Raw genomic sequence first — 21,753 nt, 5'->3', positions numbered from 1 at the left:
CTTAACCGACCAAGCGGGTTAAGTAGGTTAAGCAGGTTAAGCAGGTTAAACCAGCAGCTTGGTCTTGAGCTTGTCAATAGCGCTGTCTGGCGTCGTGAGCACAGGCACCTGCAACTCACGGCGCAACAAGGCAGCGGCTCTGGCCATGCTGAATTGCGCCAGGGCAATCACACCGCAGCCCTTGTCCACCAGCGCCCGCGCGGCGGCCAACACGGCCGCATCGTGCTCGTCGATACGGCCAGCATTCAAGGCCAACAGGGCGGGCTCAACCAGCGCTGTTTGCAAGGCCGCCTCAGCGCCAAACTCTGGCGGCATAGATGCCAATGTGGGCGCAAAAGAAGCAATCAAACCAATAGGCTTTTGTGCGCTGTGCTGCCATGCGAGCGCTTGCTCCACCATGGCCTCGTTGGGCTTTAACACAGGCATGTTGGGGTGGGCTTTGGCCACCGCATCAATGCAAGGCCCGAAGGCCGAACACGTAAAAAGCATGGCCTGCGCGCCTGTATCGACTGCGTATTGACCCAAGCGCAAGAAGCGCTGGGTCATGGCCTCATCCAGGCCACGGCTGTTCGCAGCCAGATCAGCAGACAAACTGTCGTCTAGCAGGTTCATGCGCGAGGCTTGCGGCCATTGCGCGGCCATGGCCTCGTTGATAGGCGCAACCGAATGCGCCAAAGCATGTATGAGTGCAATACGCGTCATAAACGTCAGGCCTTTTTGACTTTACGACGGCGCTGCGACAACAAGACCAGGGCCAACAAGCCCAGTGCCGGCACAAACATCCACTCTTTGTCGGGGCGGTCTGTGGATACTTCGGCTTGCGTGATGACAAAGCCTTGCTCAACCCCCAGCTTTTCAGCCTTGCTGCCAAAGCGCACCATGCTGACCAGCAAGCCGTCACCCTGGGTCATGACGCTCAGGCCTGAGTGAGCAAGGCGCTGCTTCATGCTACCCTCTGGCCCCAGCGGCAACAGCACGCCTTTGCGCACTTCGTTGCCTTCCAGGCTCAAGCCCTCTACCCACACACGTTTGCCTGTGTTGGCCGGGGCAGCTTCAATCAGCGGCGCCATTTGTGCGGCCGGGATAGCGGCAAACGGTGGGTACACCATGTCCCACCAAAAGCCTGGACGAAACAGGGTAAAGGTGATCAGCAGCAACGCGGCCGACTCCCACAACTTGGAGCGCACCAAAAAGTAGCCTTGAGTGGCTGCCGCAAACAGCAACATGGCCACCAGCGCACTGGACACGGTTAAGAACAAGTGCCAAGTCCCGTCTATACCAATCATCAACAACTGGGTGTTAAAGATGAACAGGAACGGCAAAATGGCCGTGCGCATGCTGTAAACAAACGCCGTCACACCTGTCTTGAGTGGATCTGTTCGCGCAATAGCGGCAGCAGCAAAAGACGCCAAGCCCACAGGCGGCGTCACGTCCGCCATCAGGCCGAAGTAGAACACAAACAAGTGCACGGCAATCAGCGGCACGATCAGCCCACTTTGCGCGCCCAGCTCAACCACCACGGGCGCCATGAGCGTAGACACCACAATGTAGTTGGCCGTAGTGGGCAGGCCCATCCCCAAAATGAGACTGATAACGGCTACCAACGCCAGCATCACGATGAGGTTGCCACCAGACAGTATTTCAACCACCTCTGTCATCACCAGACCCACGCCAGTTAGAGACACAGTACCCACAATAATGCCGGCTGCAGCCGTGGCCACCCCAATACCAATCATGTTGCGCGCACCGGCTACCAGGCCGTCTACCAAGTCTGCCCAGCCGGCTTTGAATTGCGATACCCACGCCGCCTCCCCTAAATGCCGCGATGATTGGCTTTTGGGTCAGCATGATGAACACCATAAACATGGTGGCCCAAAACGCTGACAAACCAGGAGAGAGTTGCTCAACCATCAAACACCAAATCAGCACCACAACAGACAACAAATAGTGCAAGCCTGATTTCAGCGTAGGTCCTGTCTCAGGCAATTCAAACACCGGGGCATTGGGGTCATCTAGCTCCAGCTGTGGCTGCTGGGCACCAAACCACAGCAAGCCCACATAGGTGGCCAACAAGCCCACACCAATGGGCCACACGGCATCAGCGCCCAGTACAGTCTTAAGAAAACCAATGACCCACGTCACCACGCCTGCCAACACAATAAAGCCAGCAACGGTTAAGCCAAACGACAACATGCGTTGCTGCCAAGGGGTATTGCCACGTCTTGGCAAGCCTTGCATATCGGCCTTTAAAGCCTCCAAGTGAACGATGTACAACAGCGCCACATAAGAGATGATGGCCGGCAAAAACGCGTGCTTTATCACTTGCGTGTAAGGAATACCCACGTACTCCACCATCAAAAACGCAGCGGCCCCCATGACTGGTGGCATAAGCTGCCCGTTCACCGAACTGGACACCTCTACTGCGCCTGCCTGGTCTGGCCTATAGCCCACACGCTTCATGAGTGGAATGGTGAACGTGCCGGTTGTCACCACGTTGGCAATGGATGAGCCAGAAATAATGCCAGTCGCCGCAGACGACAGAACGGCCGCCTTGGCTGGGCCGCCGCGCATATGTCCCAACAGCGCAAAGGCCGATTTGATGAAGTAGTTGCCCGCGCCAGCTTTGTCCAGCAACGAACCAAACAGGACAAACAAAAAGATAAAGCTACTGGACACACCCAGCGCCACACCAAACACACCTTCGGTGGTCAGCCACTGATGGCTCATGGCACGCGACAAAGAATAGCCACGGTGGGCTATGAGGCCTGGCATGTAGCGCCCAGCGAATGTGTACAGCAAAAACAGACCCGCCACAATCACCATGGGCATGCCCAAGACCCGACGCGTGGCCTCCAGCAACAACGCCATACCCACCACGCCAACGGCGACGTCAAAGTCTGTGGGTTGCCCAGGACGAGTCGACAACTCGTTGTAAAACAAAAACAGGTAGGCCGCGCAAAATGCAGCGGTCAGCGCCAGCAACCAATCCAGCAGCGGCACAAGCGCACGCGATGAGCGCTTGCTGGCCGGATAGGCCATAAACGACAAAAACACGGCAAACGCCAAATGAATGGCGCGGGACTCTGTGTCATTGAATACAAAAATACCCAATGAAAAAGGCAGTGGCGACGCGATCCATAGTTGGAATAGCGACCATGCCAAGGCCACAGCGGCCAAGAACGCAGCAACGCGCGGCCCGGGTTTGCGTCCGCCCGTGTCGTTGTCACGCACCAACTGGTTCACGTCCACTTCAGACGCGTTGGGTTGATTTTTAGTTGTTGCTGTCATCCTGTTGTGCCGAGTTAAAAGCCGTCTCCCTATCGACAAAAAAGCCCCACGCGGTGGAGCTTTTTTGCGACATCAGGTCTATGTTCGCCTATGCGATTACATCCAACCTTTTTCCTTGTAGTACTTCACAGCACCTGGGTGCAATGGTGCAGACAAGCCGTTCTTGATCATGTTCTCTGGCTTCAAGTTGGCAAACGCAGGGTGCAGCTTTTTGAAGTCGTCGAAGTTGTCAAAAACGCCCTTGACCAAGGCGTACACCACATCGTCTGACACCTTTGTTGACGTGACGAAAGTTGCCAACACACCGTAGGTGGGTACGGGTGTGTCCTGACCTGCGTACAAGCCGCCTGGAATCTCAACCTTGGCGTAAAAGCTGTTCTCGGCTGCCAATTTGTCCACAGCGGGACCGGTCAAAGGCACCAATTTGGCACCACAAGTGGTGATGGGGTCTTGGATGTTGGCGGAAGGATGACCCACGCCGTAGAAAAAGCCGTCGATTTTGTTGTCGCACAAAGCTGCGCCATGTTCGTCGGCCTTGAGCTCTGACGCCACCGAGAAGTCGTCCTTGCTCATACCCATTGCGCTGAGCAACTGCTCCATGGAAGCACGTGTACCTGAGCCTGGGTTGCCAATGTTGAAGCGCTTGCCTTTGAAGTCTTCAAACTTGCTGATGTTGGCTTCCTTGCGTGACAACACGGTGAAGGGCTCAGGGTGAATAGAGAACACCGCGCGCAATTCCTTGAAAGCACCGTCTTTCTCAAACACCTTGGAGCCATTGGCTGCGTGGTACTGCCAGTCAGACTGGGCCACACCAAAGTCTAGTTCGCCAGCGCGAATGGTGTTGATGTTGAACACAGAGCCGCCGGTTGACTCCACAGAGCAACGCAGGCCGTGTGTGGCGCGGTCTTTATTGACCAAACGGCAAATCGCGCCACCTGCTGCGTAGTAAACGCCAGTCACGCCGCCTGTGCCTATGGTCATAAAGCGCTGCTCAGCCGCCTGTGCAGCTGGGATCAGCAAAGCCATGCTGGCTGCGGCAATGGCCAAATGAGCCATACTTTTTTGAATCACTAATTTCATATACCTGAACTCCTCTTTTTAAAACAATGAATTGTCATATCAGCTGTGTCAACAGCCAAACCACTAACAACTCTCACACTTCAGGTTAGCACGAATACATGCCAACCTAAACCATTCCCACCCGTGAGGGCGGTATTGTGCACGACAAGAAAAACGCTGGGCCTGTACATCAGGCAGATACTGATGCAAGACCCACATCAATAGCCCGCGCCATTCTGTCTATCACTTGCGACAACTCATCTTGGCTGGCAATAAACGGTGGCGCCAGCAACACATGGTCACCGCAGCGTCCATCAACGGTGCCACCCATGGGGTAGACCATCAGGCCCTCTTGCATGGCCGCTCGTTTGACAGCCGCGTGCAGTTTGTGCTGTGGGTCAAACCACTGCTTGGTCGCCCTGTCGGCCACCAACTCCAAACCCCAGAACAAACCGCGTCCGCACATCACCCACATGCGGATGCTGCGCAAACCTGGCGCGCAGCGCATCACCAAACCAGGCGCCGCGCTCACACACCTGGGCGACCAATTGGTCACGTTGAATGATGGTTTGCACCGCCAAAGCCGCCGCACACGCCACTGCGTGACCTATGTAGGTGTGGCCATGTTGAAACAGCCCGGTGCCCTTTGCAAAACTTTGCGCAATACGTGTGTGTGCCAGCACAGCACCAATGGGTTGGTAGCCACCACCCAAGCCTTTTGCAATGGTTAGCAAGTCAGGTGCGACACCCTCTTGCTCACAGGCGTGCAAGCTACCCGTGCGGCCCATACCGCACATGACCTCGTCCAGGATAAGCAAAATGCCGTGCTTGTCGCACAGCTCACGCACACCTTTAAAGTAACCCTCAACAGGCGGCAACACACCTGCTGTGGCGCCCCCACGGTTTCCGCCACAAAGGCAATCACCTTGTCGCCGCCGAGGTTGTCAATGGCGTCTGACAACTCACGCACCAAACGCTGGCCGTAGGCCGCAGGTGTTTCATCAGGCGTTTGGTCTCGGTAGGCGTAACAAGCTGAGACATGGGTCACGTCAATCAGCAAAGGCTCAAACTGCGCACGACGCCAGGCGTTACCCCCCACGGCCAGGGCGCCCAGGGTATTGCCGTGGTAGCTTTGCTTGCGAGCGATAAAGTGTTTACGCTGGGGCTGACCAATTTCCACAAAGTACTGGCGCGCCATCTTCAGCGCTGCCTCCACGGCCTCTGAGCCGCCGCTTACAAAATAGGCACGGTCTAAGCCTGCAGGTGCGTGTTGTACCAACTGCTGGGCCAAGGTTTCAGCCACGTCGGTGGTAAAAAAACTGGTGTGTGCATACGCCAGCTTGTCAATTTGCTGGTGCATGGCGGCCAACACCTCAGGGTGTGCATGCCCCAAACAAGACACCGCCGCGCCGCCTGACGCATCCATGTATTGCTTGCCCTGGGCGTCCTCAATCCATACATACGCCGATGACGACACGGCAGTGGCAGGCTTAAACGCCATGTGGCGATGAATGATGGCAGAGGCCAGATCTTTGGTGTTCATGGTGTTTAAACGTTGCGACCGCTATTGAGCTGGTCATTGGCGTGATTAGGTGTCAGTTGCAAAAAGCCTGCGCTGTCTTTGGCGGACAGCACATAGGCTTGGCGCTCGCGCAAATAGCGCTCTCGTCTGGCAAGGTGTTCTAGGTGATGCGGTTCAGCGGCAACCGCCATGGCACCCAGCATGGTCTCAATGGCACTCAAGCTGCCCAGCATGGACGGAAAAAATGAAACAGACTGCGCCTCAAACACCACCGCTTGATCAGCCATTTGCGCAAACGGGCTCACGCTGCTGTCTGTCACGGCCACCACATAAAGGCCTTGGCGCCTGGCTTGATGGGCAGACTCAAGCGCCAACTGTGCATAAGGCGCTTGCGAGATAGCCACCAAGACATCACGCTCATCCAAGTCGCACAACACATCTGCCTCACCACCGCTGGTATGCAGCAAGTCCACATTGGGACGCAGCAAGCTGCTGGCATAGTGCAACTGCTGCGCCACCGAAAAACTGGCACGCACACCCAGGCACACCAAACGCCTGGCCTGCAACAAACGCACACCCAGAGCCTGCCAAGCGGCTGTGTCTATCGCGTGTGCAACCGATGCGACGTTGCCAATATGTGACGAGCGCAGGTCTTGCAACCACTGCGCATTGCTTTTGGCCGTGCGCGCATTGCTCTCATAGGCATGAGGCTCATGGCTTGACCATGGCTGACCAAGCTGTTGTTTGGCCAGCGCCAAAGTGTTAGCGCTGAGTTGCGCTTGCAGGGCAGCAAAACCCGTCTCGCCAAGGGCCTTGGCCAAGCGCGTCATGGTGGCTGCCGACACCCCGGCCATCACAGCGCAGCGCCGCATGGACACCACACCCGCCTGTTGTTGATTGGCAAGCAACCACCGCGCGGCCGACTGCAGCTCAGGGCTTAGGGTGTCAAACAGCCGCTCTATGCGAGCAGCCAGCGTGTGTGACTCTTGTTGCATAAGAAACAATTGTATCTTTATTTTCACTATTGATACATTTGTTTCAGTGTGGGACGAAAAAAATGGCCATCAAGGCCAAACAGACACCACTACCCCTCGCACAACAGAACATTGGCCTGGCCGGAGGGACTCGAACCCCCTACCCATGTCTTAGAAGGACATTGCTCTATCCAGATGAGCTACGGCCAGATCGGGTACAACCCACATTATTCACCCAAAAAAAAGGCCCAACAAGATGGGCCTAGGCATGGGTTCACCATGGATAACTGGTCGGAACGGTAGGATTCGAACCTACGACCCCCTGGTCCCAAACCAGGTGCGCTACCAGACTGCGCTACGCTCCGACAAGCCCTAGATTCTAGCGCGAAGTTTGGATGTTTTTCAAGCGTGGTGTAATTTAATTTTGTAATACCCCCTCTTCCCCATGAGCACACCTACCCACCTACACATACTGGTTGCCACCACTGGTGACAGGGCCCTCAACGCCGCCAAAGCCGCCGCACAGGTACTAAGCGCCACATTTACCCACATAGAGGTCAGCAAACTAACGCCCGACGACGGTATAGCTGTTTTCGGACAAGTCGACGACAGTGCCAACAAGCTGTTCATAGTGTGCTCGTCTACCCATGGCAGCGGCGATGTGCCAGACAACGCGCAAGCCTTTCTGGCCTCGTTTGACCTGGAGCCCACTTTTTTAGGCCACGTGCGCTATGGACTCATGGCGCTGGGCGACAGCAGCTACGGTGCCACCTACGCCGCTGGCGCCAAATTACTGGATGCAAAACTGCAAGACTTGGGCGCACAGCGCCTGGGCCTGATGTTTGAGCACGATGCCAGCGGGTTGGACGACGCCAACGAAACGGCAGCACAGTGGGCTACTGAATGGGCCAAGCACGTGGTGCAAGCTGCAGCGACATGAGCCAGTCATAGCAGCAAGCCTTACAGCAAGGTGCGCAGCCGCTGAGCGGCCTCTTGCAACCACGCCAGCCATTGCTGCGCCACCGCGTCCTGATCTGATGCAGCAGTGGGTTTACCCAGTGCCACGCTATTGACCACATTCAGCGCGCCCACAACATGGCCGTCACCTCTGTACACAGGCACAGCTAAGCCTTGCACGCCCAACTCATGCTCTTGCGAGGCACAACACCAGCCGCACTTGCGAATGTGCTGCAAGCGTTTCTTCAATGCAGTCGCGGTGGTGATGGTGTACGGCGTCAATGGGCGCAAAGCGTGTAATTTCAGCCACGCTTCCAACTGCTCGTTGCTCCAGTGCGCCATTAGTACCTGCCCTGTAGACGTGGCGTGCATGGGCAAGCGCGCCCCCAGGTGCAAACCTTGCGCCATGCCCATTACGCTTCGCGCATGGGCAATAGAGGCCTCACGATCTTGCAGGCGATTGTCAGCGCTTGAGCCACCTGGTGGCAACTGCGCCACAGCAGCGCGCAAGCTGTCGCGGCCTCTGGCCACGATGACCACTTCAGCCCCGTCGGCAACCACTACAGAAAAAGCACCATGGGTATGCATGCTCAAGGCATCTAGCGTGGGCTGCGCGACACGGGGCAACTGCGCAGACGCCAAGTAATGACCACTGAACTGCAACACCTTGGGAGTCAGCCAAAACTGTGTGCCGTCAGAGTCCAAGTAGCCCAAAGCCTGCAGCGTTAACAAATAACGCCTGGCCGCCGCCCGCGTTAAACCGACGCGCTGTGCGGCCTGCGTGGCGTTGAGGCGCTGGCGATTGACATCAAAGGCCTGCAGCACGCCCAAGCCTTTAGCAAGGCCAGCAATAAAGTCTGCTTGCTGCATGTTGGCGGGCGCTGCATGGCTTAGTGGTGATTTGGTGGGTGGTGAACGCATGATGCGCGATTATCGCGCAAAGTAGCCATGTAGCGCACAAAGACAGCATCAGGCGTTTGCACGCATCAAAACGCCAACCTAAGCTCAAGCGCATTACAACTTTAAAAAACGCCCCCCATATGTCTACACGCTCTACACAAGTCGCCATCGTTGGTGCGGGTCCATCTGGTTTGCTACTGGGGCAATTGCTGGCCAAGGCCGGCATTGACAACATCATCATTGAGCGCCAAAGCCCTGACTACGTCCTGGGTCGCATAAGAGCTGGCGTACTTGAACAAACCACCGTGGATGCGCTGACTAGTGTGGGCGTTGACGCCCGCATGCATCAAGAGGGTTTGCCGCACAGCGGCTTTGACTTGTTGTTTAAAGGCCAGCGCCACCGCATAGACTTGACCGCACTCACCGGCGGCAAACAAGTCATGGTGTACGGGCAAACCGAAGTCACCAAAGACCTGATGCAAGCGCGCGCCGCTGCCAACTTGCAAACGGTCTACAGTGCCAGCGACGTGGCGATCAATGACTTTGAAGGTGACGCGCCACGTGTGACCTACACACACAATGGTCAAAGCCATGAGGTAAGCGCCAGATTTATTGCGGGCTGTGACGGCTTTCACGGCGTTTGCCGCGCCAGCGTACCCGCCAGCGCCCTACAAACCTTTGAAAAGGTTTACCCCTTTGGCTGGTTGGGCGTGCTGGCCGACGTGCCGCCCGTTGCCCACGAGTTGATATATGCCAACACACAGCATGGCTTTGCGCTGGCCTCTATGCGCAGCCCAACACGAAGCCGCTACTACGTGCAATGCCCATTGACAGACAAGGTCGAGCAATGGAGCGACGACGCCTTTTGGGCAGCGTTGCGCCTGCGCTTGGACCCGCAAGCCGCACAAGAATTGGTAACAGGCCCATCAATTGAAAAAAGTATTGCGCCCCTGCGCAGCTTTGTCACAGAGCCCATGCAGTTTGGCAGCCTGCTGCTGGCCGGCGACGCCGCCCACATCGTGCCGCCCACTGGGGCCAAAGGCCTCAATCTTGCGGTGTCGGATGTGTTGTACATGACGCAAGCTTTCGACCGCTTCTTTAATGAGCGCGACACAGGGGGCATCAAAGGCTATTCGGCAAAGGCCTTGGCCAGGGTTTGGAAAGCCGAGCGTTTTTCCTGGTGGTTTACCTCGTTGATGCACCAGTTTCCTGAGTTGGGCAGCTTCAATCAAAAAATACAAGAGGCCGAATTGGACTATCTGGTGCACTCGCAAGCAGCCTCGACCAGCTTGGCAGAAAACTACGTAGGCTTGCCGCTGTAGCGACACAAACACCAAGGCCAGGTTTGTACACTGCAGCCATGATCACCCCCTCCAACTCAAAACCCCTTCGCGGCATACGCGTTGTAAGCCTTGCCCTCAACCTGCCAGGTCCGGCCTGCCTCATGCAGTTGCGCGCATTGGGGGCCACTTGCGCCAAGGTTGAGCCGCCCAGCGGTGACCCCATGGCCTATTACAAGCCCAAAGCCTACGCACAGCTGCACGAGGGCATTCGCCTGCACACCATTGACCTCAAAACCGATGTGGGCCAAGCGGCTTTGTCCAGGCAGCTCACCAAAGCCGATGTGCTGCTCAGCTCCTTCAGGCCTGCGGCCATGCGCAAGTTGGGGCTGGGCTGGCGCAGCTTGCACCAGCGGTTTCCCAACCTTATTCATATAGACGTAGTGGGCGCGCCGGGCGAGTTGGCCAACAAGCCTGGGCACGACCTCACCTACATGGCAGCGCAAGACTTGGTCAACGGCCTTAGCCTGCCGCCCAGTTTGTTTGCCGATATGGGTGGCGCGCTGATGGCGACGCAAGCCACCATGGCTGCGTTGCTCACAAGAGCGCGCGCTGGCAAAGCCACGCGCAGCGAAGTGGCATTGAGTAACGCCGCGCAATGGCTGGGCTTGCCAAGAGCTTGGGGGCTGACAACGGCAGACGGTGCGGTAGGTGGTGGCCATGCAGGCTACAACGTCTACGCCTGCGCCGATGGTCGGGTGGCGGTAGCGGCATTGGAGCCACACTTTGCCGCGGCACTGGCGCAGGCTGCCGCGCTCAAACCTTCAAAAAAGTCTGGCGTGGGCGCTGCTGCGGTGGACTGGTTTGCAGCTGGCACCAAAATACAACTGGCTGCTTTTTTCAAGAGGCATACCAAAGCCCAACTCGACAAGCTGGCAGTTGCTAACGACTTGCCACTGCACACCATGTGAGCATCAAACCGCCGCCGTGGCGACCTGTGCCTAAGACTTTTTCGCAGTGCCAGGCTTGCCCGCTTTAATGCCTTCGCGTGGCGGCAAACCGGTGTGCTGCGTGAGCAAGCGGCCAGGGCGTGCCTTTAGCGGCGTGCTGTTTTTACGGCGCGGGCTGGCGTAACCGGTAGTGGCCATAGGCTGGTAGCTGGGTATCAAATGGTGCTTGCCATTGCCAATCAAGTCGGCTCGACCCATAGACTTCAATGCCTCACGCAGCAGCGGCCAGTTATTGGAGTCGTGGTAGCGCAAAAACGCCTTGTGCAAACGCCGGCGCTTGTCACCACGCACAATGTCCACCGTCTCAGAGTCACGTCCAATGCGCAGTGGGTTTTTCCCCGTGTGGTACATCGCCGTGGCGGTGGCCATGGGGCTGGGGTAAAAGGTTTGAACCTGGTCAGCCTTGAAGCCATTGGCCTTTAGCCAAACGGCCAAGTTCATCATGTCTTCATCGCGCGTACCGGGGTGCGCTGCAATAAAGTAAGGGATTAGGTATTGCTTTTTGCCCGCCTGCTCGCTGAACTTTTCAAACATCTGCTTGAATCGGTCATAAGTGCCAATGCCAGGCTTCATCATCTTGGAAAGCGGGTCCCCTTCGGTGTGCTCGGGCGCAATTTTGAGATAACCGCCCACGTGGTGGGTCACCAGCTCTTTCACGTACTCTGGCGACTCAACCGCCAAGTCGTAACGCAGGCCTGAGCTCACCAATATCTTCTTGACGCCCTTCAACTCCCGCGCGCGGCGGTACATCTTGATGAGGTGGCTGTGGTCAGTATTGAGGTTAGAACAAATACCCGGGTATACGCAGCTGGGCTTGCGGCAGGCCGCTTCAATCTCTGGGCTTTTACAGCCAATGCGGTACATGTTGGCAGTGGGTCCGCCCAAATCGGAAATGACGCCGGTAAAACCTTTGACGGTGTCGCGTATGGCCTCAACCTCTTTGATGACAGAATCTTCAGAGCGGCTTTGAATCAAGCGCCCCTCGTGCTCGGTGATAGAGCAAAAAGTACAACCACCAAAACAGCCGCGCATGATGTTCACGGAAAAGCGAATCATCTCCCACGCGGGGATTTTGGTTTCACCATCAAAGCCACCATTCTTGTCGGCGTACTTGGGGTGTGGGCTTCTAGCGTAGTTCAGATCAAACACGTGGTCCATCTCGGCTGTGGTCAGCGGAATGGGCGGCGGCGTCATCCATACGTCACGCGCAGTGTGACCCTCGCCATGGGCTTGCACCAAGGCACGAGCGTTACCTGGGTTGGTCTCAAGGTGCAGCACGCGGTTGGCGTGGGCATACAACACAGGGTCGCGCCTGACTTGCTCATAAGACGGTATACGAATCACTGTCCTATCGCGTGGTGGCGTCCACACGCCGCCTTTGCGACTGGCCAGGCTTGGGTTGGCCATGAACTGCAAGGGCTTTACGCCTCCCTGGTCGGCTTTTTCTGTCCATTGAGCCTTGTCGCCCTTACCAGCTGCATCGGTTGCATCGGTTGCATCGGCTTTATCGGCTGTTTCAGTTGCCTTGACTACAGTCTTGCTGACATTGTTGTTGCTGGCATCGGCGACGGCCTTGGCTTCGTCTTCGCGTGCACAAGTTTCACCTTGCGCCGCAGCTTGCTCGGACACCATGAGGTAAGGATTCACATGGGCGTCTACGCGCCCGGGCTGGTCCACCTCAGTTGAGTCGATTTCAAACCAACCCTCTGGCGTGGACCGGCGCACAAAAGCTGTGCCGCGCACGTCCACAATATTTTGAACCGACTCACCTTTACCCAACCTGTGGGCAATCTCCACAATGGCGCGCTCGGCATTGCCGTACAACAGCAAGTCACATTTGGAGTCCACCACCAACGAGCGGCGCACTTTGTCTTGCCAGTAATCGTAGTGGGCAATGCGGCGCAACGAGCCTTCAATGCCGCCCAACACGATAGGCACGTCTTTGTAGGCTTCGCGACACCGCTGCGAATAGACCAAGGCGGCACGGTCTGGCCTTGAGCCGCCCTGCCCACCCGGGGTATAGGCATCGTCTGAGCGAATTTTGCGATCAGCCGTGTAGCGGTTGATCATGGAATCCATATTGCCCGCGGTCACGCCGAAGAACAAATTGGGTTTTCCCAACGCCTTGTAAGGCTCGGCACTTTGCCAATCAGGCTGGTCAATAATGCCTACCCTGAAACCTTGTGCTTCCAATGTGCGCCCGATCACGGCCATGCCAAAGCTGGGGTGGTCTACATAGGCGTCACCGGTAACTATGATGATGTCGCAGCTGTCCCAGCCCAAAGCGTCCATTTCCGCGCGGCTAGTGGGCAAAAACTTGGCCGTACCAAAGCGGTGAGCCCAGTATTTGCGGTAGCTGGTAATGGGTTTGGCGTTACGCGCAAACAGCGAAACGTCTAGGGGCATGTTCATGTGGGGCTGGCGCCAGGCCGGGTGTTTATTGGCAACCGACCATTTTACGCGCCCAACGAATAATCGCCCACAAAAGGGCTTTGTGCCCTTGGCTTGGCGTGGTTAACGGATGACAGCCACAGCGGTGCGCGCGCCGCCGCGGTAAGTCATCAAGGTCAGCGCGCCGCTTTTGAGGTCGCCTTTTTCGTCGAATGAAATGGTGCCGGTTAAGCCCTGGTAGCCGTCTGTTTGCGCCAGGAAAGGCAAGTACACAGCCGGGTCTGCTGAGTCGGCACGCTTCATGGCCTGCGCAATCACCATCACGGCATCATAGGTATAAGGCGCGTAGACCTGAACAGCCGTGCCGTATTTGGCTTGGAAATCAGCACGGAACTTGTCCATAGCTGGCTTGTCGGCATCGGCCACACCACCTGCTTCTGCGCAAAAAACGTGGTCGTCCAGCAAGGCGTCACCCGCCAACGATGGCAAGCGGGACGAGCAAATACCGTCGCCGCCCACCAACTTGGCCTCAATGCCCAACTGCTTCATTTGCTGCAGCATGCGGCCTGCAACCGCGTCCATGCCACCGAAAAACACCACATCGGGGCTTTTGTCTTTAAGGGCTGTCAACATGACAGTAAAGTCTGTCGCCTGGTCACTGGTGAACTCGCGCGCAATCACACTGCCGCCAGCTGCGATGACGCCTTGCTCAAATGCATCTGCCACGCTTTGGCCGTAGCCAGTGCGGTCGTCTATCACGGCAATGGCTTTACCGCTTAAGGTCTCAACAGCGTAGCGCCCTAGCCTGTCGCCCAACTGGGCATCGTCGGCCAACAAGCGAAATGTGGTGGCAAACCCTTGACGCGTGTACTTGGGGTTGGTCGCCGAGGGCGAGATTTGCGGCACACCGGCATCACTGTAAATCTTAGATGCCTCAATCGTGGTGACCGAATTGAGGTGGCCTACCACGCCGTTCACACCAGAGGCCACCAGCTGTCTTGCAGCAGCAGCGCCTTTTGCTGGGTCGGCGTCGTCGTCTTGGGCCAACAACTCAAAAGTGGCTGCACGGCCACCTAGGGTGATGTTGGCCGCGTTCAAGGCCTCAATCGCCATGCGGCCACCGTTTTCGTTGTCTTGACCCAATCGGGCAATGGGGCCACTGGTAGGGCCTACGTGACCAATTTTGACGACCAGTGGTGCCTCTTCGGCTGGCGCAACCGCGTCGGCCTCACCTTCGCTGTCGCCACACGCAGCAAGGGCCGCCACAGCGGTTGCGATAACGACGAGTTTCAGGATTTTTTGCATGCGACTCCTTGGGGGCAATAGTGGGCTTTGTGAGACTTGTTATAGATTTTTACCGGGCAAACGACAGCAAACGACCAGCGCGTCTACTGGTTCACAGCGGTGTTGCTTAACTTTAAATTCATTAGCATAGCGCTTCCAACGCTGACGCGCATCCACAGTGCCCTGCGGCGAGACAACCTCTATCAGTTTGTCAAAGGCCTCGCAGCCGTCTACCCATGTCTGCAAGGTGCTGAGCAAACGCTTAGACATGTTGGGGCCCAAGCCGTCTAGCTGTGTGACTATGGCAATAGGGCTACACGCCTGCACAGCCGCGCTGGCACCGGGTTGGGCGTGCGGCACAAAGCTGGTTTTGTCCAGTTGCCACAAGGCCGCGTCTATCGCGTCGACCTCATGGGCGGCGCACAACACAGCCATGGTTTCCCCGCTGCGCAGCACTTTGGCGGCAAGCCGTGCGACGTGGGCGGGCACGTCAGCCACGCCCGTGTGGAACATCACCTCTTGCAGCGCCATGGTTTGAGTCTGGGCTTGCGTGGGCTTAGGCCGCGCGCTTGCTGGCGGGCTTTTTCTTGGCTACGGGCTTGGCTGCAGGCTTGGCTACAGGCTTCACAGTGGCTTTGCCAGTTGCCAAGCTCTGGCCATGGCGCAACAAATGGGTGACCAGCAAGGGCACTGGCCTGCCGGTAGCGCCTTTGCTGGCACCGCTGACCCAGGCCGTGCCAGCAATGTCCAAATGGGCCCATTTGTAGTCGGCAGTGAACTTTTCTAGAAACTTGGCTGCCGTGATAGAGCCACCTGCACGACCGCCGCCAATATTGGGTATGTCGGCAAAGTTGGACTTGAGCGCTGCGCCATAGGCGGCGTCTAGCGGCATGCGCCAGCACAGGTCACCGCTGGCCTCACCCGCCGCAGACAAGGCGTTGGCCAAGTCGTCGTCTTGGCAAAACATACCCGTGCGCACATGGCCTAAAGCAATCACACAAGCACCGGTCAAGGTGGCAATGTCAATGACGTGGTCTGGCTTGTAGCGCGTGGCATAGGTCAGAGCGTCACACAAAATAAGACGGCCTTCGGCGTCTGTATTCAAAATCTCAATGGTTTGGCCGCTCATGCTGGTCACCACGTCACCCGGCTTTACCGCGCCGGCGTCTGGCATGTTTTCACAGCTTGGAATAAGTGCCACCACGTTGATCTTGGGCTGCAGCTCACCTATGGCTTGCATGGCACCCAGCACGCTGGCCGCGCCGCCCATGTCGTACTTCATCTCGTCCATTTCGGCGCCAGGCTTTAGCGAAATGCCACCGGTGTCAAAGGTAATGCCCTTGCCCACCAACACAACAGGTGCCCCAGAGGCAGCTGCGCCCTTGTACTGCATCACAATGAACCGCAAAGGCTCTTTGGAGCCTTGGGCCACCGACATGAATGAGCCCATCTTGAGCTTGGCCACCTCACGCGGGCCCATGACTTGTACCTGCATGTTTTTGAGCTTGCCCATGGCCTTGGCCAAGACGCCTAGGTGCGTTGGTGTGGCCATGTTGGCTGGGCGGTTGGCCCACTCTTTGGCCACGCCCACACCATTTGCGACCGCTTTGGCCACAGCAAACGCGCCAGACAAGACCGAGGTGTCGGTGCAAATGGTAATAGTGGCAGCAAAAGGCTTGCTGGCTGTAACCGCCTTGCTGGTGGTGTACAGGTAAGTGCCTTGCTCGACCGCAGCCACCAGCGCATTAGCCCAGTCTGGCCCGTTGTCAGCCTTGCCATCAAGGCGCAAGCCATGTGCACTGACCAACACGCTTGTCACACTAGCGTTGGCTAGGCCACGCAAACAATTGGCCAGGGCTGTCCGTACGCTGCCAGCATCACCTGCGCCAACATGCAGGGCAATGACTTGCTTGGCGGCAAAACGGGGGTCAGCGTAACTACTCAGTTGCGTTTGAGTACCTGTTCCCAAATGCCCTGCCTTGCTGGCCTGCGCCAACCAATGCGCCACTGGATTGGCGGCGCTGGTTTTGCCCGCAGCGGTAGCGGTGTCGTTGGCCACCAGCAGCACCAACACGTCGGTGCGGGCTTGGCAAGCAGCGTCAAAAGACAGGTTTTTGAGTTCAACGTTCATAATGCGGGCTTGGTAGTTGGGTTGGTTTGTTAATCGCTTGGGTCTTATGTTATTCCATTCTTCAATTCGCAAGGATATGGCGCGCAGCTTTTGGACGAGCTGGATGGTGTTATTCACCATTGTGATGACGCTGATGCTGATACGCACCCTGGGTTTGGCCTCTGAGGGCCAGTTTGACCCCGAGTCTTTGTACCTGGCCCTGGGCTACAGCGCTGTGGGTCGCATGCCCACCATATTGGCGATTGCCCTGTTTATTGCGGTGATCTCAGCCATGTCTCGCATGTACCAAGACAGTGAAATGGTGATCTGGCACAACAGTGGCGTGGGTTTGTTGTCGTTTATTGCGCCCGTATTTCGATTTGCGTGGCCTGTGCTACTGAGCGTGGCGGCCCTGCAATGGTTTGTGTGGCCTTGGTCCAACCAGCAACTTGACGAGTTGAAAGTGCGCTTTGAGTCAAGAGGCGACCTTGAACGCGTGGCCCCTGGCCAATTCAAAGAGTCTGCCAGCGGCGAGCAAGTGTTCTTCATGGACAAGGACGCAGCCGTTGGCGTTGACGGCAACAATATTTTTGTATCCAGCAGCACAGCCAAAGGCAGCAGCGTGATTGCCGCGCAAAGCGCCGTCATCGTCAACCGCGATGGCGGTCAGTACGTAGAGCTCATCCAGGGCCAACAGCTCACCAAGACAAAAGACGGCCAGAACACACGCATGATTGACTTTGAGCGCCACGGCACCCGCACCGACGACGAGGTAAAGCTAGGCGCCACCCAAACGTCGCGCTCTACACCGTCGTGGGACTTGCTACAAAAACCAACACCGCACGCCAGAGGCGAGCTGACATGGCGCATAGGCATGGCATTGGCCAGCGTCAATTTTGTGCTGTTGGCGCTGGCCGCTGCAAAAGTCAACAACCGCTCCAGCCGGGGCAGGAACTTGGCCTTTGCGTTGCTCACATCGCTTGTCTACCTCAACCTGCTAAGCCTTGGACAAGGTTGGGTGGTGAGCCAAAAAATCAGTGCGCTGGCACTTACCGCAGGCTTGCATGGCAGCGTATTCGCGCTGTGCATGCTATGGCTATACGCCAGCCACGTGCAATTTAGCCTGATGCACTGGTTGCGCAGCACGGTCAAACCATGAAAACACTCAGAACACTCATTTACGCGGAGGTCTATCGCGCCGTTGCGTTCACGGCGATGGGCTTCTTGGCGCTGTTTTCATTTTTCGACCTGGTAGACGAACTGGGCGGCATTGGCCGCCAGGCCGCAGGCCAGCCAGATGTCACCTTTGGTTTAGAGCACGCGCTGCTGTTTGTAGGCTTGGGCCTGCCTGAGCGCTTGTACCAGCTCATGCCTATTTGCGTGCTGATCGGTACGGTGTTGGTGCTCACGCGTCTGGCGCAAAGCTCAGAGTTCACGATTTTGCGAACCAGTGGGCTAGGGCCTTGGCTGGCGCTACGTGTGATGCTGGCCATGGGTGCCGTATTTGTGGTGTTGACGTTTGTGGCGGGTGACTACCTCGCACCGGTATCTGGCAAATACCAAACCGCCCTGAAAGCGCGGTTTGACGGCAGCATCAGCTCGGGGCGCACAGGCGCTTGGCTGAAAGAAAAGCGGGCCAATAGCAACGCATCTGTCAACGTAGGCGCCATTGGGCCAGACTCAGCGCTTGAGCGCGTGCGCGTATTTGAGTTCACACGCGAAGGACAATTGATACAAACCATTCAAGCCAACCGCGCATTGATAGGCGAAGACCTCACGTGGACGCTGCAAAACGGCACCCTCACCCGCTACGATCAGGCCACACCACAAGGCCCGCAAAATCAAAGCGATTTGCACATAGACAGCACCACGTTTGACACCATGCAGTGGCCTACCGAGATCACCGCCGAAATGGTGTCTGTGGCGGTGCTAGACCCCAGCACCATGCGCACATTCGACTTGTTTCAATTTATCAACCACCTGCAAGCCAACCAACAAAGCGCCCAGCAATACGAGATTGAGTTTTGGCGCAAGTTGTTTTACCCATTGAGTTGCTTGGTCATGGTGGTGCTGGCATTGCCATTTGCCTATCTGCACTTTCGCTCTGGCGGGGTGGCAGCTTATGTGTTCATTGGTTTTTTGGCGGGCATCAGCTTCTTTTTGCTCAACAACGTCTTTGGCTATATCGGCAACCTCAACGAGTGGCGTCCATGGGTGGCCGCCGCCGCGCCAAGCCTGATGTACACCGCGATGTCGCTAGGGGCTTTTGGCTGGCTGGTGCTCAGGCGTTAGCGCGATTTGCCACAATCTCGCCATGTCTATTGCCCACCAAAGCGCATCCGCCGCATCCAAAGGCCTCATTCTGTTTGCGCATGGCTCGCGTGACCCGCTGTGGCGAGACCCACTGGAGGCCATGGCCACCAACATAGCCAAGCAAACGCCAGACACCCAAGTCGCCTGTGCCTACCTGGAACTGTGCGAGCCCGATTTGCCTGCTGTGGCAGCGGACATGATTAACCATGGTGCCAAACACATACGCGTGTTGCCCATGTTTTTTGGGGTGGGCAAGCACGCGCGCGAAGACTTGCCTGTGCTCATGCAGCAGCTGCAAGACACTCACCCCAACGTGCAGTTTGTGTGTGAGCAGGCCGTAGGCCAGCATCCAGCGCTGGAGCAAGCTATCGCCGCGATTGCTGCCACCGCGTAAGCGCCGCCAACTGGCGGGCAGATTCACCTGATAATGGCGTATTGGGCGCACTGCAGCGCCCCCACAACCACTCGCAGTACCTCGGGTACCTGATTGTTCGCCATGAACCTGCACCAGTTCAAATTTGTCCAAGAGGCTGTCAGACGCAACCTCAACCTCACCGAGACAGCCAAGGCACTGCACACCTCGCAGCCCGGTGTATCCAAGGCCATCATTGAGCTGGAAGACGAGCTGGGCGTAGACATCTTTGCCCGCCACGGCAAACGCATCAAGCGCATCACCGAGCCAGGTGCGCATGTGCTGAAAAGCATTGACATCATTTTGCGGGAGGTGCGCAACTTAAAGCGCATTGGCGAGCAATTCTCTACACAAGACTCTGGCATGCTAAGCATTGCCACCACCCACACACAAGCGCGTTACGTGTTGCCGCAACCCGTTGCCAAGCTGCGTCACGAGTTTCCCAAGGTCAATGTCAGCTTGCACCAGGGCTCGCCAGCGCAAGTGGCCAAAATGCTTCTGGACGACGTCGCCGACATTGGCATTGCGACCGAGTCGCTCACACAATTTGAAGACTTGATCACGCTGCCGTGCTACGAGTGGCAACACGTATTGGTCATGCCCAGCAACCACCCGCTGGCCGCGCTAGAGCGTATCAGGCTGGAGGACTTGACCGAGCACCCCATAGTCACCTACCACCCCACATTCACCGGGCGCAACCGAATTGACCTGGCGTTTGCCGCACGCAACTTAAAACCCAACGTGGTGCTTGATGCGATTGACTCGGACGTGATCAAAACCTATGTACAACTGGGCATGGGCGTAGGCATTGTGGCGCAAATGGCAGTGGATGCAGACGGCGTTGGCCCTGACTTGGTAAGCCGCCCGGCTGGCCATTTGTTTGGCAGCAACCTGGCACGTGTAGCCTTCAAGCGCGGCGCCTACATGCGCCACTACGTGCTGCGCCTGGCCGAGCTGTTAAGTCCGCGCTTAAAGCGCGATCTCATCACCCGTGCCATGGCTGGCGACGGCGACGGCGACGGCGACAATTACCAGCTTTAAGTAAAGCAACAGCGCGATACATACACAAACGACACAACGGACATGACGCACTTTCAAACCCCTGCCATCAGCAGCAAACTGCCCAACGTTGGCACCACTATTTTTACTGTCATGTCGGCACTGGCCACTGAGCACCAAGCGGTTAACTTAGGCCAAGGCTTTCCAGACTTTGAAGGTGATGCCCGGCTACACCAGGCCGTGGCCAACGCCATGCTCGGTGGGCACAACCAATACCCACCCATGGCTGGCCTGCCCAACTTGCGCGCTGCCATTGCAGGCAAAGTGCAAACCCTCTACGCCAGCAAAGCCAACGCTGATGACATCACTGTTACCGCAGGTGCCACACAGGCACTCTTGACGGCCATGCTGGCCGTGGTGAAAGCTGGCGACGAAGTCATAGTGCTAGAGCCTTGCTACGACTGCTACATACCCGCCATCGAGTTGTGCGGCGCCACTGCCGTGCGCGTGGCCTTGACACCTGGCAGCATGCGCCCAGATTTTGCAGCCATTGCAGCCGCGATCACACCTCGCACCACCGCCTTGCTCATCAACAGCCCGCACAACCCAAGCGGCACGGTGTGGAGCCAAGCCGACATGCTGGCACTGCAAGATTTGCTGCGCCCAACCAACATCGTGCTCATCAGTGACGAAGTGTACGAACACATGGTGTTTGACGGCGCAACACACCAAAGCGCACTGCGTTACCCTGAGCTTGCCGCACGCGCCATTGTCGTCAGCAGCTTTGGCAAGACCTATCATGTAACCGGCTGGAAAATCGGCTATGTGGTGGCACCGCCCGAGCTAATGGCTGAATTTCGCAAGGTGCACCAGTTCAACGTGTTCACGGTCAACACCCCCATGCAACACGGTTTGGCTGACTTCATGCAGTACACCGAGGCCTACACGGAGTTGCCCACCTTTTACCAGGCCAAGCGCGACCGTTTTCGTGCGGGACTGGCGCAAACCAACTTCAAACTGGCGCCCTGTAACGGCACCTATTTCCAGTGCGCCGATATTGACGAACTCAAGGTACCAGAGCGCAGTTTGAGCGAGGCCGACTTTTGCAAGTGGCTCACCACCGAGGTTGGCGTCGCAGCCGTGCCGCTATCGGCTTTTTACGGCAACAACTTTGACCAACGCCGCATACGCTTTTGCTTTGCCAAACAAGACGCGACTCTGGACCTGGCACTGCAGCGCCTGGCCAAGCTCTAG

At 57.1% G+C, this 21,753-nt stretch carries 17 protein-coding genes, 2 tRNA genes and 2 pseudogenes; 8 read left to right on the top strand and 13 right to left on the bottom strand.

Going from position 1 to position 21,753, the window contains the following annotated elements:
* Window positions 1–45: 45 nt before the first annotated feature.
* From LN050_02525 to LN050_02490, 8 genes and pseudogenes are all read right to left on the bottom strand, one after another.
* Window positions 46–702, bottom strand: coding sequence for an aspartate/glutamate racemase family protein (locus tag LN050_02525; GenBank protein ID UFS56749.1), 657 nt, complete (start codon window positions 700–702; stop codon window positions 46–48).
* Window positions 703–707: 5 nt separating this feature from the next.
* Window positions 708–1,226 carry a DUF3394 domain-containing protein gene (locus tag LN050_02520; GenBank protein UFS57299.1) on the bottom strand — a complete coding sequence of 173 codons (519 nt, stop codon included), beginning with the start codon at window positions 1,224–1,226 and terminating at the stop codon, window positions 708–710.
* Between the two features lie 111 nt (window positions 1,227–1,337).
* Window positions 1,338–3,288: pseudogene (locus tag LN050_02515) on the bottom strand (TRAP transporter permease).
* 96 nt (window positions 3,289–3,384) lie between these two features.
* Window positions 3,385–4,344, bottom strand: a complete 960-nt coding sequence (locus LN050_02510; GenBank protein ID UFS57298.1) for a TAXI family TRAP transporter solute-binding subunit — start codon at window positions 4,342–4,344, stop codon at window positions 3,385–3,387.
* Between the two features lie 193 nt (window positions 4,345–4,537).
* A pseudogene (locus LN050_02505) lies at window positions 4,538–5,848 on the bottom strand (aspartate aminotransferase family protein).
* Between the two features lie 47 nt (window positions 5,849–5,895).
* Complete coding sequence (locus LN050_02500; GenBank protein UFS56748.1) at window positions 5,896–6,864, bottom strand: MurR/RpiR family transcriptional regulator; 969 nt, start codon at window positions 6,862–6,864, stop codon at window positions 5,896–5,898.
* A gap of 112 nt (window positions 6,865–6,976) precedes the next feature.
* A tRNA-Arg gene (locus LN050_02495) sits at window positions 6,977–7,053 on the bottom strand.
* Between the two features lie 78 nt (window positions 7,054–7,131).
* Window positions 7,132–7,208 (bottom strand) — tRNA-Pro (locus LN050_02490).
* Window positions 7,209–7,288: 80 nt separating this feature from the next.
* On the opposite strand from LN050_02490, the gene LN050_02485 reads away from it, so the two are divergent.
* Window positions 7,289–7,783, top strand: a complete 495-nt coding sequence (locus LN050_02485; protein ID UFS56747.1) for a flavodoxin domain-containing protein — start codon at window positions 7,289–7,291, stop codon at window positions 7,781–7,783.
* A gap of 20 nt (window positions 7,784–7,803) precedes the next feature.
* Here LN050_02485 and LN050_02480 read toward each other — a convergent pair whose 3' ends face one another.
* Window positions 7,804–8,721 carry a helix-turn-helix domain-containing protein gene (locus LN050_02480; protein ID UFS56746.1) on the bottom strand — a complete coding sequence of 306 codons (918 nt, stop codon included), beginning with the start codon at window positions 8,719–8,721 and terminating at the stop codon, window positions 7,804–7,806.
* A gap of 119 nt (window positions 8,722–8,840) precedes the next feature.
* Between LN050_02480 and pobA the strand changes: the two genes are divergently transcribed.
* Complete coding sequence (gene pobA, locus LN050_02475; protein ID UFS56745.1) at window positions 8,841–10,022, top strand: 4-hydroxybenzoate 3-monooxygenase; 1,182 nt, start codon at window positions 8,841–8,843, stop codon at window positions 10,020–10,022.
* Between the two features lie 38 nt (window positions 10,023–10,060).
* Window positions 10,061–10,951: a CoA transferase gene (locus LN050_02470; protein UFS56744.1), complete on the top strand. Its 891-nt coding sequence runs from the start codon at window positions 10,061–10,063 to the stop codon at window positions 10,949–10,951.
* 30 nt (window positions 10,952–10,981) lie between these two features.
* Here the strand turns inward: LN050_02470 and LN050_02465 are convergent, their stop codons facing one another.
* The 4 genes from LN050_02465 to LN050_02450 form a co-directional block, all read right to left on the bottom strand.
* Window positions 10,982–13,402, bottom strand: a complete 2,421-nt coding sequence (locus LN050_02465; protein UFS56743.1) for a YgiQ family radical SAM protein — start codon at window positions 13,400–13,402, stop codon at window positions 10,982–10,984.
* 102 nt (window positions 13,403–13,504) lie between these two features.
* On the bottom strand, window positions 13,505–14,686 hold the full coding sequence (locus LN050_02460; protein UFS56742.1) for a branched-chain amino acid ABC transporter substrate-binding protein: 1,182 nt from the start codon (window positions 14,684–14,686) through the stop codon (window positions 13,505–13,507).
* Window positions 14,687–14,725: 39 nt separating this feature from the next.
* Complete coding sequence (locus tag LN050_02455) at window positions 14,726–15,196, bottom strand: DNA polymerase III subunit chi (GenBank protein ID UFS56741.1); 471 nt, start codon at window positions 15,194–15,196, stop codon at window positions 14,726–14,728.
* A gap of 25 nt (window positions 15,197–15,221) precedes the next feature.
* Window positions 15,222–16,796, bottom strand: a complete 1,575-nt coding sequence (locus LN050_02450) for a leucyl aminopeptidase (GenBank protein ID UFS56740.1) — start codon at window positions 16,794–16,796, stop codon at window positions 15,222–15,224.
* Between the two features lie 76 nt (window positions 16,797–16,872).
* Here LN050_02450 and lptF point away from each other — a divergent pair, with 76 nt between their 5' ends.
* The 5 genes from lptF (at window position 16,873) to LN050_02425 (ending at window position 21,753) form a co-directional block, all read left to right on the top strand.
* A complete protein-coding gene (gene lptF / locus LN050_02445; protein ID UFS56739.1) occupies window positions 16,873–17,934 on the top strand; it encodes an LPS export ABC transporter permease LptF in 1,062 nt (353 codons plus the stop codon).
* Window positions 17,931–19,067: an LPS export ABC transporter permease LptG gene (gene lptG / locus LN050_02440; protein ID UFS56738.1), complete on the top strand. Its 1,137-nt coding sequence runs from the start codon at window positions 17,931–17,933 to the stop codon at window positions 19,065–19,067. The genes lptF and lptG overlap by 4 nt, the downstream gene beginning before the upstream one ends.
* A gap of 22 nt (window positions 19,068–19,089) precedes the next feature.
* Window positions 19,090–19,482, top strand: a complete 393-nt coding sequence (locus tag LN050_02435) for a CbiX/SirB N-terminal domain-containing protein (GenBank protein ID UFS56737.1) — start codon at window positions 19,090–19,092, stop codon at window positions 19,480–19,482.
* Between the two features lie 102 nt (window positions 19,483–19,584).
* The gene (locus LN050_02430; protein UFS56736.1) at window positions 19,585–20,541 is read left to right on the top strand and encodes a CysB family HTH-type transcriptional regulator; all 957 of its coding nucleotides are present in this window, start codon (window positions 19,585–19,587) and stop codon (window positions 20,539–20,541) included.
* A 42-nt stretch (window positions 20,542–20,583) separates the two neighbouring features.
* Complete coding sequence (locus tag LN050_02425) at window positions 20,584–21,753, top strand: pyridoxal phosphate-dependent aminotransferase (protein ID UFS56735.1); 1,170 nt, start codon at window positions 20,584–20,586, stop codon at window positions 21,751–21,753.

The organism is Comamonadaceae bacterium M7527, assembly GCA_021044545.1.
Taxonomy (GTDB): Bacteria; Pseudomonadota; Gammaproteobacteria; order Burkholderiales; family Burkholderiaceae_C; genus RS62.
Note: the sequence above shows the minus strand (reverse complement) of the source record. Positions and strands in the feature narration are given on the sequence as shown.